Raw genomic sequence first — 12,292 nt, 5'->3', positions numbered from 1 at the left:
GGCAGCCGCGAAGCGTAATATAGACAGATGGGGCGGCTGACATTTGCTGCCTGCTCTCGTCAGCTAACCCGAAGACTCACAAACCATTTCTGCGCGAGAGCGCTTTGGCTCGGACGTGGGTTCGACGCACTGTCAGGGGCAGTGCGCGGCGTTCACGGCGCTATCTTCAGGCCGCCCGGGCGCTTCCGCTTCACAGGGTGATAGCCATGCAAAAGAAACAGGTGTTTGCCGACCGATTGCTCACTCAGATGCCGTCTTTACGGGCGCTCAAATGCTTCGTCACGGCCGCTCGATACGAAAGCTTCACACAGGCAGCCGAGGTGCTGTGTGTTACGCAGGCGGCAATCAGCAGACAAATCAAGGAACTCGAAGACTCGCTCGAAGTTGCGCTGTTCGAGCGCACGGGAAGGCACATCGCGCTCACGGACGCGGGGCGCATTCTGTACAACGCGTCCTATCTGTCCATCATGAACATCGCCGAGGCGGCACAGGCGGTACGCCGGACCGACAAACATGCGCTGACGCTGTGCGTTTCGCACACCTTCTCGGCGCTATGGCTGTCGTTCCGGCTGCCCTCGTTCCGCAAGCGCTTTCCAGACATCCGGTTGCACGTGATGGTGACGGAGCATTTCATGGAACTCGATGATCTGATGGAACCGGACATCATCATCACCAAGAATCCGCCACGCGAACCGGAATACGAAACCGAGCCGCTCTTTCATGATGTCGTGTATCCGGTCTGCAGCCAGTCGTTTTACGAGCGTCATTTTCAAGGCAGGTACGTGAAACCGCTGGACCTTCTGTCGCACGCCACGCTCAATCTTTCGTTGTTGGGGCGAGCCCAGATTTGCGAACACGTCGACTGGTCCGTGTGGCGAAACTGGTTTCAGGAAGGTGATGGTCCGGACAAACTGGTCGAGAACGAACGCCTGGAAAGCAACGATTATCGACTTCTGGTATCGCAAGCTGAAGCTGGCGAGGGCACCCTGCTTGGCTGGCATCACCTCGTTCACCGCCAGGTCGAGCAAGGGATACTGGTTCGTCCGGTACAAAACGCGCTCGAATTTCACGACCGGCACCATTACTTGATAACGCACAAGAACGCAAAGCTTCGTCCGCAATACCTTCAGTTCCGCGCATGGCTCGGGGAGGAAGTGGGCGCAATGATGCGCGAATGGCGAGGTGTCGAGGCCGAAACGACGAAATAAGGCGTGCGGATCTCGGTCGCGGAGCGTGCGAACGTCGTTGCATGATGGTCGCGGCCAACTCAGCAAGCAATAATGCAGGCAGTTCATGTTTAACAATCCAATCAGCCCCAAAGCCAGTGCCACGCGGCCACTTCGCTTTGGAATCGTGCTGCTGCCCAACTTCACGTTAACCGCATTTTCCGGGTTCGTGGATGTGCTCAGGTTGGCAAGCGATGAAAGCGACATGAGCAGACACGTTCGCTGTTCGTGGACCATCGTCGGGGAGTCGCTGGTTCCAGTCAGAGCAAGCTGCGGAATTCAGGTAACGCCGTGGACGACTTTCGATGAGGCGGGGTCCTTCGATTACGTCGTGGTCGTCGGTGGATTGTTGCACTCGGGACCGCCCGCAAGCAAAGCCACGATTCAGTTCATTCATGATGCAGCGGCAACATCAGCGACGCTGGTCGGAATCTGCACCGGGGTGTTTGCGTTGATGCGCGCCGAGGTCATGGACGGATATCGGATGTGTGTGAGCTGGTTTCACTATTGGGACTTCGTCGAGCGTTTTCCTGGCGTGGACGAACGCAATCTCGTTGCCGACCGGCTCTTCGTCATCGACCGACGTCGCATTACGTGCTCGGGCGGGCGCGCTTCCATCGACGTTGCCGCAGCTATTTTGCTGCGACATTTCGAGGCGACGATCGTACAAAAGGCGCTGCGTATCATGCTCGTCGATGATGCACAAAAGGGAAACGCCCCCCAGCCATACCCACCGGGGCTCGAACCGGCGACGCATCCCAAAGTAAGGCGCGCAATCCTGCTGATGGAGCAGCACATCGGGCAGCCGCTTTGCATGGCTGAACTGGCGCGACGTCTCGAGATGTCGGTCCGTCAGATCGAACGTCTGTTTACGGCGCAGACAGGCAAGTCGCCCCAGGCGTACGCACGACAGATTCGGATACGAATGGCGTCGTGGCTGCTTACCAGTTCGGACCGCACGGTCGCTGACATTGCTTCCTCGTGCGGCTTTTCGGACGCTTCTCACCTTGGCCGCGAGTTCAGAAAGGAGTTTGGCGAATCGCCTAACGCTTATCGCGTGGCGCGACCGCCGAGTCAAACACATGCGTTTGCCGATGCTTAGCGATTGACGAGCGTGATGGCCCGGTCGCGAGCGGCGCTGCGCATAGTGACGACAAGGGAAGGGTGGTGCGGCAAAACCAACGTGCTAGACTGCGTCGGTGGTCATTCGCAACATAAACATTGCCGATACCCAACATGAATACTTCGTTCGTGAATCCGTTGCCAGGCGTTCCCGATGTCGAATCGCCGTTCTTCGACGAGCTATTCGCCCAGAAGGAGGCATCTGAAAACGTTTTACGTGTGGCCAGACAGCTGCGTGAGAATGGCTTCGCGATTATCGATTTTCCAGATGCGGAGTTCGACGCTCGCGCGGAGCGAATCAAATCGAAATTTCATGGAAGATTTGATTTCGACCACTGGCGCGACGAGCTCTGGTATAAAAATGACGGCATGAGAGTGCAGGACGCGTGGGAGAGCGACGCGGACGTGAGATCGCTGGCCTGCAATCCACAGATTCTTCATCTTCTTTTCCAGCTCTACGGGCGCCGCGCCATCCCATTTCAGACCTTGAACTTTCCTGTCGGAACCCAGCAGGCTATCCACAACGACGCCATACACTTTTCGTGCGTTCCCGAGCGCTTCATGTGCGGCGTATGGGTCGCCCTCGAGGACGTGGACGGCACCAATGGCGCGCTCGAATACTATCCGGGCAGTCACAAGTTTCCGACCTATGTGAACGAGCATATGGGCGTCTGCTCGGCGACGCAGCACAAGCCGACGGCCCACTACGCTCAATACCTGAACCTCTGGAAGCAGTTGATCAGCAAAGCGGGAATCGCGCCGGTAACGTTCCACGCCCGGAAGGGGCAAGCACTGATTTGGGCTTCGAACCTGCTGCATGGCGGCTCGAAGCAATCCGATCCAACCCGCACCCGTTGGAGTCAGGTCACGCACTATTACTTCGAAAACTGCGTGTACTACACCCCTGTGGTATCTGACCCGGCGTTCGGTCAGACCTACTACCGACAGATCAAGGATGCCAGCACGGGTTTCGTACAGCCCAACATTTATTCTGGAGTCGAGGTCGAGCATGCCGTGATCGAACGCAGCATGCCTGATGCGTTCGAGCCTTACGCGAGGCCGAAACTCCCAGCGGACTTCGATCCCGCGGTCTACCTGCAACTCAATCCCGACGTCGCGGCAGCCAATGCAGATCCCGCGGCGCACTTCCTCGAATACGGATGTCGGGAAGGGCGTCGGTGGCGGTAGCCTGCCCGTGGCATGCTGGCAACTGATGTCGCGCGGATCGTCACGAGAAGCGCGACGCCCGGCAAGCGTCACCTCTCGTCGTTCTCACGCAGGTCCCCCGTATCCCCCCGGTTCGCACTCGCCCCCGTGGCAGGTGGACGCCCCCGCGTCGCCCGCCACAGCGGCACCCCCTGCTGGGTTCCAGCCTTGGCCAGCATATGTGCACTGATCGGCGCGGTAAGAAACAGGAACGCCGGAATCAGCAACTCATGCAGGCTCGCGAAGTTGTTATGCGCGCTGAAATACACCACCGACGCGAGCACGATGCCGCCCACACCGAGCGTGGTCGACTTGGTCGGACCGTGCAGCCGCATGAAAAAGTCAGGCAGTCGCGCGAGCCCGAGCGCGCCGATCAGCGTAAACAGACTGCCGACGAGCAACAGCAAACAAACGATCGCTTCGACAAAGGTTTCCATCGGCATACCTCACGCTAGTTGAGTTCGATGATGTCGCCGCGCTGCAGGTACTTGGTGAGCGCGACGGTGCCCACGAACCCCATCACCGCGATCAGCAACGCCACCTCGAAGAGAACCGTCGAGCGCAGGCTGATGCCGTACACGACGATCAACGCGATCGCATTGATGTTCAGCGTGTCGAGCGCGACGATGCGATCGGGCAGCGACGGACCGCGCACGAGGCGCCACAGCGTGAGCAGGAACGCGATGCCGAGGATCGCGAGCGAGATCGGAATCACGATGGCTAGCATGCGAAGATCTCCATCAAAGGGGCTTCATAACGGGACTTGATCAGCGCGATGAGCGCCGCTTCATCGTCGAGGTCGAGCACGTGCACGGTGAGGCGCCTGCGGTCGTCGCTGAGTTCGGCGCACAGCGTGCCGGGGCTCAGCGAGACCACGCTGATGAGCACCGTGAGCGCGATTTCGTGGGTGCTGTCGAGCGGCACTTCGATGAACGCCGGGCGCAGCCGGCTGGTCGGGCCGAGCACGAGCAGCGCGACCTCGACGTTGGCCACGATGATGTCGACCAACACATGCCGGGCGAGACGCACGAGCAGCCGCGGCCGGCCGAAGTGCATCGGCCGCAGCCACAAGCCTTCGGCGACGCGAAAGGAGATCACGCAGCCGAGCACGGCGCCGAGCAGCAGATTGCCCGGCGAGACGTCGTTCATCAGCAGCACCCAGCAGATGATCAGCAACACGGTGAGCCACGGGTGGGGGAAGAGCCTTTTCAGCATCGTCAGTTTCCCTGAGCGTCGGCCGCGGTCGCGGCGGCCGCCGGTGGCGAAGATCGCGGCGCGGGCAGGATCGCGTGCACATAGGCGGCGCGATCGAATAGCTGGGCGGCGGTATCGGTGAGATAGTGCCGTACCGCGCCCGCGCCGAGCGTGATGGCCACGACGCAGCCGAGCAGGACCGCGCAGGCGGCGAGCTTCGCGTTGCTGCCGCGCGGCGCGTGCTCCTCTTTGCCTTCGGCGGCGCGCGCGGCCGGCGCAGCCCACAGCAGGCGCGTGCCCGTGCGGCTCAGCGCGACGATCGACAGCAGGCCCGACAACAGTACGGCCGGCCACAGCACGCCTGCCGCGCCGGTCGGCGTCGCGGCCAGCACCATCGCCTTGCCGAGGAAACCCGACAGCGGCGGCAAGCCAGCGGCACCCACCGCGGCGATCAGATAGAGCAGCGCGGCAAGGTTCGACGGCCACGGTGCACGCGTGCGCGAGGCCGCGTCGGGCGGAGCTTCGGCTTCGGCGCGAGCCGGTTCTGCGGCTAGCGCGCCGGCCTTTTCGAGCAGCAGCGGCTGCACGCGCGCCTGCGTCGCCACCGCCTCGCCGTCGGGGTCGGGCGAGAAGACCGCCGCGGCCGCGTCGTCGAGCGCTTCGAGGGAGCCGGGCTCGATCGCATTGGTATCGGCATCGGCATTGGCATCGGCATCGGCGGAAACGGCTGGCTGGATGGCGTGCGCTGTCGAAGCTTGCTCGGGTTCGAGCGTGTCGGCGAGCAGGAACAGCGCGCCTGTGCAGAGCGTCGTACTGATCAGGTAGTAGAGCAGCGCGCTCCATGCAAGCGGCGTCTGTTGCGCGATCGCCGCGATCAGCAGCCCCACCGAAACCAGCACGAGATAGCCCGTCGTGGTCTTGAGACTCGACACCGCCAGCGCACCCAGCGCGCCGAACCCGATCGTCGCGATCGCGAGCCACCATGCCCACTGATGCATGAACGCATCGAGCACGCCGCCCGCTGCGCCGAATACGAGCGCGTCGCAGCGCAGCATCGCGTAGATGCCGACCTTGGTCATGATCGCGAACAGCGCGGCCACCGGGCCGATGGCGCTGCGGTAGGCCTGCGGCAACCAGAACGACATCGGAAACACGGCGGCCTTGAGGCCGAACACCAGCATCAGCGTCGCGCCCGCGAACTGCGCGAGTGGCAGCGTGTCGGGGTCGAGCCGCGCCAGACGTTCACCCATGTCGACCATGTTCAGCGTGCCCGTGACGCCGTAGAGCACGCCGATCGCGACAAGAAAGAACGACGAGCCGACGAGGTTCAGCAACAGATAGTGCAGTCCGTTGCGCACCCGTCGCGCGCCGCCACCATGCAGCAGCAGCGCGTACGACGCGATCAGCAGCAACTCGAAGAACACGAACAGGTTGAAGAGATCGCCCGCGAGGAAGGCACCGTTCAGACCCATCAGCTCGAACTGGAACAGCGCGCGGAAATAGCGGCCGCGCCTTGCGTCCTCGCTCGATGTGCCGAGCAGGCAGCAGACCGCGAGCACGGCGGTGAGCACCAGCATCAGCGCGCCGAGCCGGTCGAGTTCCAGCACGATGCCGAACGGTGCGGGCCATGCGCCGAGCGCGTAGCTGGCGATCTCGCCTTGCGCGGCGCGCGCCATCAGCAGGCACGCGACGGGCAGCAGCGAAATGATGGCGAGCGCGTTCAGCGCACGCTGCAGGCGCTGAACGCGCAGCGGCAGCGCGACGATCACGCCAGCGGAAAACAGCGGAATCAGGATCGGGAGCAGGAGGACGTGGTTCATTCGCCGCGCGTCTCCTCGCCATTGACGTGATCGTTGCCCGTGCTCGCGAACGAGCGCAGCGCGAGCACCACGGTGAAGGCCGTCATCGCGAAGCCGATCACGATGGCCGTCAGCACGAGCGCCTGCGGCACCGGGTCGACGTATTGCGCCCCCGCCGTAATGACCGCTGGTTTGCCGATCGCAAGCCGGCCCATGCCGAGCAGGAACAGGTTGATCGCATAAGAGAACAGCGTGATGCCGAGAATCACCGGCAACACGCGCGCGCACAGCAGCAGGTAGATGCCGCACGCGCCAAGCACGCCGATCGCGACGGCAAAAGCGGCTTCCATCAGCTTTTCTCCACGGACTGCATGTCCTTGTCGCGCACGCCGAGGTGCGAAACGATCGTGAGCGTCGTGCCGACCACCGCGCCCATCACGCCGAGATCGAACAGCATCGCCGTGGACAGTTCGATTTCGCCGATCAGCGGCACGTGCAGATGCCCGAACGCGCTGGTCAAAAACGGCTGGCCGAACGCGAGGCTGCCGAGCCCCGTGGCCGCGGCGATCAGAATGCCGAGGCCCGCGAGCGCGCGGTAGTTCAGGTGGATGCGCGACTCCGTCCACAGCACCCCGCTCGCGACGTACTGCAGCAATAGCGCGATCGAGACGATCAGCGACGCGATGAAGCCGCCGCCGGGCAGGTTGTGGCCGCGCAGGAACACGAACACGGCGACGAGCACGGTGAGCGGCAGCATCAGTCGCGCGAGGATCGCCAGCATCAGCGGATGCGATTGCGACGACCACGGCCGGCCGTCCGGCCCCGCCTCGGGCGACTTCAGTCGCAGCCCGCGCAGCAGCGCCTTGACGGCGAGCCCTGCGACCACGAGCACGCTGATTTCGACCATCGTATCGAAGCCCCGGAAATCCACGAGGATCACGTTGACGACGTTGTGGCCGCCGCTGCCGGGCAGCGCGTTGGCGAGGAAGTACGGTGCGATGCCAGCCAGCGGCGCGCTCGTCATGATCCTGTACGACACGGCGCCGAGCAATGCGCCGCCCGCGAGCGCGAGCACGCCGTTGCGCAGCCGGACCGGGATCGGCTCGACGGCGCGTTGCAGCGCGGGCAGGAAATAGACGGCCAGCACGAGCAGCAGGATCGTGACCACTTCGACGGAGATCTGCGTGAGCGCGAGATCGGGCGCGGAGAAGCGCACGAAGGCAAGCGACACGAGCAGACCGCAGGTGCTCAGCATCACGAGTGCATAAAGCGTGCGCGCACGCACCAGCACTACGCCGACGGCGAGCAACGCCATCAGCACGAGGCCGGCAAGCGTGAACGGATCGGGTGGCAGGCGCGTGTAGTTGCCGCTCCACGTGTCGAGCGCGACGAGCGGCACGCCCGGCACGATCAGCATCGCCGCGATCAGCCATGCGAGGTAGGCCGGCAGCGAACGCGTCTCGAACACGCGCACGATCACGCCGGCGCTCTGTTCGAGACGCTGCACGAAGCGGTCGAAGATCTCGCTCGCGTTTAACTCGGTGAGCGCCGTGCGACGGTGGCGGAACGTATTGCGGCGCAGGAAAAAGAGCGCCGCGCCCGCCGCGAACGACACCACGCTCATCACGAGTGGTGTGTTGACGCCGTGCCACAGGCTCAGGCTGTAGTCGGGCAGCTTGCCGCCGAGCGTGATCCACGCGGCCGACTCGAGCAGCCTGCCGATGCTTTGCTGCGGGAACAGGCCGATCAGCAGGCACAGCGCCACCAGGATCTCGACCGGCAGCCTCATGAAGCGCGGCGCCTCGTGCGGCGGATAGTGCGGCAGGTCGCGCGGCGTCTCGCCGTCGAAGAACACGCCCCAGACGAAACGCAGCGAGTACGCCACGGACAGCGCCGCCGCGGCGATCGCGATGACCGGCACGGCGAGGTTCAGCGGCCCGAACATGCTTTGCGCGAGCGTTTCGCCGAAGAACATTTCCTTCGACAGAAAACCGTTGAGCAGCGGCACGCCGGCCATCGACAGCGACGCCACGCTCGCGAGCAAGGCCGTATGCGGCATGTACCTGCGCAGACCGCGCAGACGGCCCAGATCGCGCGTGCCCGTTTCGTGATCGACGATGCCCGCCGCCATGAAGAGCGACGCCTTGAAAACCGCGTGATTGACCGTGTGAAAGAGCGCGGCGACCGTCGACAGTTGAGTGTCGAGACCGAACAGCAGCACGATCAGGCCGAGATGGCTGATGGTCGAATAGGCGAGCAGGCCCTTCAGATCGCGCTGGATCAACGCCATCCCCGCGCCGCCGACGAGCGTGACGAGCCCGGCCACCGTCGCCGTGTACGCCCACAGGTGGGTGCCTTCGAAGACCGGATAGAGACGCGCGAGCAGGAACACGCCGGCCTTCACCATCGTCGCCGAATGCAGATAGGCCGACACGGGCGTGGGCGCCGACATCGCGTGCGGCAGCCAGAAGTGGAAAGGAAACTGCGCGGACTTCGTGAACGCCGCGAATAGCGTGAGCAGCAGAATCGCCGGATAGAGCGGATCGTGCTGGACCTTGGCAAGCTGGGGGAGCACATCGTTCAGCTCATAGCTGCCGCATACGTGGCCGAGCAGCAGCACTGCCGCAAGCAGCGCGAGCCCGCCCGCGCCGGTGATGGTGAGCGCCATGCGCGCGCCGCGCCTCGCGTCGGGCCGCTGTGGCCAGAAGCCGATCAGCAGGAACGACACGAGGCTCGTCAGTTCCCAGAAGATGACGAGCAGCAGCAGGTTGTTCGACAGCACGATGCCGAGCATCGCGCCCATGAAGAGCAGAAGCTGCAGGTACAGACGCGGCAACGTATCGCTGCCGGCGAGGTAGTAGCTGGCGTAAATGAAGATCAGCAGGCCGATCGCGAGTACGAGCAACGCGAACATGAACGACAGGCCGTCGAGACGCAGCGACAGCGCGAGGCCGATGTCGGGCACCCACTGATGGCGCCATTGCAGCACGTCGCGGTCGGCCATGCCCACGCGTTCGCTGAGCAGCAGCGCGCAGCCGAACAGCGCCGTCGCGAACGCGATCCAGGTGCTGAGCGCGGCGGCGCGCCGCCTCGTGAGCGCGATGAGCGCCGCGGCCATGAATGGAAGTAGGACGAGCCACGCCAATACCATTCGATGCCCTCCGGGAGTTCGAGTGTCAGGCGGTGTCGCTGGCCGGTGGGAGTGGGCCGGCGTGCCGCCTGCCGGACGGCAGCCCACGGGGCACAATCATAGCCGCAAACAGACCGGCAGTTCACGTCGATCCATGAAGCATAAATATACGCAGTGCGAAGCGCGCGGCGATCGCGACCGATGTCAAATCATGTCCATTAATGCGGACGCGCGTTCGATTTGACACCCGCTTGCGTGACATGCGGCGCGCGAATGCGAGGTTTGCGTGATTTATCGCCTGAGCGTGCCATAATCGGCAAACTTGACGACCGATCGAGGCGCCAAATTGAAAGGAACTGAACTGGATCTGTATGCAACGGAAGAGCCAGGCCACACTTTGGCTTTCAATCTTTTCGATGGCACGTGGGTGTCCGATGTGCCGGGCTACGGTTTAGGTATGGCGCCCCATTTCGACGATGGGCGTCTTCACTGGTTCGAGACGATGTGCGGCGGCTTTTCCGGAAAAAGCGTGCTCGAACTCGGCCCGATGGAAGGCGGCCATACGTTCATGATGGCCAAAGCCGGCGCTTCCCGTGTCCTTGCAATCGAGGCGAATTCGAAGTCCTTTCTGAAATGCCTGCTCGTGCAGAATGCATTGAAGTTCAATGCCGAATTCATGTATGGCGATTTCAGAGAATTGCTGAAAAAGCGCGATCAGCGATTCGATCTGATTCTTGCGAGCGGCGTGCTCTATCACATGACCGATCCGGTATCACTACTGGAAGATATGGCGTATGCGTCGGACTCGATCTGCATCTGGACGCACTATTACGACGCCGAAGTCGTGCGCACGAATGCGAACTTGCGGACGCACTTCGATTCGACGCCGACCATCTCGGAGTTTCGCGGACGCGAAGTCCATCTGCACCGACACAGTTATCTCGACAGCATCAACAACGCAAAATTCATCGGCGGGAGTGCTCCGCAAGTCAACTGGATGACCCGCGAAAGCCTGATGGCGGTCCTCGACGCGTTGGGTATGACCGTGGTCGTCGGCATGGACGATCGCGATCGACATCCGGCCGGCCCGTCGATTCTGCTTTATGCCGCTCACATTCCGCATTTCGACGAGGCGCAATATCTTCAGCGCAACCCCGACGTAGCAGAAGCCGTTGCGCAAAAGCACATCGGCTCTGGTGCGGAACACTACATCCGTTATGGCCGTACGGAAGGGCGCTCGTTCGGGTGACCGACACCGCACCGCCCGCGTCCTGTTCAAGCCAGGTACCCTGAAACGCTAACCCGGAAAGTTTCCCGATACAACATGAACACTCTCGAGACTCAGCGTTTTTTCGATAAGCCCGTCGTCGCGGACGTTCCGATCGACAGTCAGACCCAGGTCTTCAAATTCGAAAAATTTCCCGCGGCGGGCCCGGTTCCCTGGCTCGATCGACCGGATGCGCTGGAGCGGGTCGCCGAGTTGTTGTCCCAAGGTGTAATCAGCGAGCAGGAAGCCGAATGGTGCCGGAAATGGGTCAGCGACGGCTATCTGATCATTGAAGGCTTCTTCGGGCACGAACAGCTCGATGCGACGTGGCAAGCCTACGAAAACGCGATCGCCGACGGCACGCTGCGGCCGCCGCACGAGCCGCTTTTCGAAGGCGATACGCTGCCGGGGCGCACGCTGAATCCGCATTTCAACGTGCCCGCGATTCGCGACATGCTGTTCGATGCGCGCATGAACGAGATCGTGGGCTTGCTGCTGGGCGCAAAATCGGCGCCGTTCCAGACGATCGGCGGTCACAAGAGCAGCGAGCAACTCGAGCATTCCGATTCGATTCACATGTCGACCTATCCGAACGGGTATCTGGTCGCGAACTGGATCGCCTTCGAGGATATCCATCCGGACTCGGGGCCGCTCGTTTATCACCCCGGCACGCACAAGCTGCCGTATCTGATGTCGACTGAATTGGGCATGCCGTTCGGTTGCGGTTATTCCGCTTATCACGACATCTACGAACCCGCGATTCAGAAGCTGATCGCTGACCATTCGGCGGGCCCGAAGTACTTCTATCCGAAGAAGGGCGATGTGCTGTTGTGGCATGCGAACCTCCTGCACGGCGGCAGCAAGATGCGCGATCCGGAGCACGTGAGCCGCAAGGCGCTGGTTTGCCATTTCTTCGCGGACGGCTGTCTGTGCTATCACGACCTGACCGGTATGCCGTCGAGCCTGACGCCAATCGTCGACTTCGACGGCGAGGCGTATCTCGACGCCAATCCGGACGTCGCGGCGAGCGGCGGCAATGCGTTGCAGCATTACATCTACTACGGTCGATTCGAAGGGCGTCCGTTGAGCAGCGCCGAATCGTTTCAGCGCAAGGCGCGGCTTGCCCAACTGCCCGAGGGTTTCGATCCGAAGCTTTACCTCGAAGCGAATCCCGACGTCGCCGCGGCGGGCGTCGACCCCGTCGATCACTTCGTCGAGTTCGGCCGCGCGGAAGGCCGGCCCCTGCACCCCTGAGTCATGCGTGGCGCCGAAGCAGGCGAGGACGGCCTGCTTCGTTCGAGCGTGCCGGCCTCGGCACGGGCCACCCCATCGCCTCCGATTACGCCGC

Annotated in this window: 11 protein-coding genes; 5 read left to right on the top strand and 6 right to left on the bottom strand. The window is 62.8% G+C overall.

From position 1 onward, the window contains the following. Window positions 1–206: 206 nt before the first annotated feature. From AB3X86_RS30945 to AB3X86_RS30935, 3 genes are all read left to right on the top strand, one after another. Window positions 207–1,208 (top strand): LysR substrate-binding domain-containing protein, encoded by a 1,002-nt coding sequence (locus AB3X86_RS30945; protein WP_368598883.1) that lies wholly within the window; start codon window positions 207–209, stop codon window positions 1,206–1,208. Window positions 1,209–1,293: 85 nt separating this feature from the next. Next, window positions 1,294–2,328: a GlxA family transcriptional regulator gene (locus AB3X86_RS30940; RefSeq protein ID WP_368598882.1), complete on the top strand. Its 1,035-nt coding sequence runs from the start codon at window positions 1,294–1,296 to the stop codon at window positions 2,326–2,328. 134 nt (window positions 2,329–2,462) lie between these two features. Continuing rightward, window positions 2,463–3,536 (top strand): phytanoyl-CoA dioxygenase family protein, encoded by a 1,074-nt coding sequence (locus tag AB3X86_RS30935; RefSeq protein WP_368598881.1) that lies wholly within the window; start codon window positions 2,463–2,465, stop codon window positions 3,534–3,536. Window positions 3,537–3,604: 68 nt separating this feature from the next. Here AB3X86_RS30935 and AB3X86_RS30930 read toward each other — a convergent pair whose 3' ends face one another. From AB3X86_RS30930 to AB3X86_RS30905, 6 genes are read right to left on the bottom strand one after another with little or no spacing between them, the layout of a single operon-like run. Further along, on the bottom strand, window positions 3,605–3,997 hold the full coding sequence (locus tag AB3X86_RS30930) for a Na+/H+ antiporter subunit G (protein ID WP_176123431.1): 393 nt from the start codon (window positions 3,995–3,997) through the stop codon (window positions 3,605–3,607). Window positions 3,998–4,005: 8 nt separating this feature from the next. Further along, complete coding sequence (locus AB3X86_RS30925; RefSeq protein ID WP_008922284.1) at window positions 4,006–4,281, bottom strand: K+/H+ antiporter subunit F; 276 nt, start codon at window positions 4,279–4,281, stop codon at window positions 4,006–4,008. Then, window positions 4,275–4,769, bottom strand: a complete 495-nt coding sequence (locus tag AB3X86_RS30920; protein ID WP_368598880.1) for a Na+/H+ antiporter subunit E — start codon at window positions 4,767–4,769, stop codon at window positions 4,275–4,277. Before AB3X86_RS30920 ends, AB3X86_RS30925 begins: the two co-directional genes overlap by 7 nt. Before the next feature lie 2 nt (window positions 4,770–4,771). Then, window positions 4,772–6,568, bottom strand: a complete 1,797-nt coding sequence (locus tag AB3X86_RS30915; RefSeq protein ID WP_368598879.1) for a monovalent cation/H+ antiporter subunit D — start codon at window positions 6,566–6,568, stop codon at window positions 4,772–4,774. Continuing rightward, window positions 6,565–6,897 (bottom strand): Na+/H+ antiporter subunit C, encoded by a 333-nt coding sequence (locus AB3X86_RS30910; protein ID WP_368598878.1) that lies wholly within the window; start codon window positions 6,895–6,897, stop codon window positions 6,565–6,567. Before AB3X86_RS30910 ends, AB3X86_RS30915 begins: the two co-directional genes overlap by 4 nt. After that, the gene (locus AB3X86_RS30905; protein ID WP_368598877.1) at window positions 6,897–9,698 is read right to left on the bottom strand and encodes a monovalent cation/H+ antiporter subunit A; all 2,802 of its coding nucleotides are present in this window, start codon (window positions 9,696–9,698) and stop codon (window positions 6,897–6,899) included. The genes AB3X86_RS30910 and AB3X86_RS30905 overlap by 1 nt, the downstream gene beginning before the upstream one ends. A gap of 325 nt (window positions 9,699–10,023) precedes the next feature. On the opposite strand from AB3X86_RS30905, the gene AB3X86_RS30900 reads away from it, so the two are divergent. Further along, the gene (locus AB3X86_RS30900; RefSeq protein ID WP_368598876.1) at window positions 10,024–10,926 is read left to right on the top strand and encodes a class I SAM-dependent methyltransferase; all 903 of its coding nucleotides are present in this window, start codon (window positions 10,024–10,026) and stop codon (window positions 10,924–10,926) included. 75 nt (window positions 10,927–11,001) lie between these two features. Continuing rightward, on the top strand, window positions 11,002–12,198 hold the full coding sequence (locus AB3X86_RS30895; protein WP_176123425.1) for a phytanoyl-CoA dioxygenase family protein: 1,197 nt from the start codon (window positions 11,002–11,004) through the stop codon (window positions 12,196–12,198). The last annotated feature ends 94 nt before the right edge of the window (window positions 12,199–12,292 follow it).

This window comes from Paraburkholderia sp. BR14374, assembly GCF_040948685.1.
Classification (GTDB): Bacteria; Pseudomonadota; Gammaproteobacteria; order Burkholderiales; family Burkholderiaceae; genus Paraburkholderia; species Paraburkholderia youngii.
This window is presented reverse-complemented; position numbering and strand designations above follow the sequence as displayed.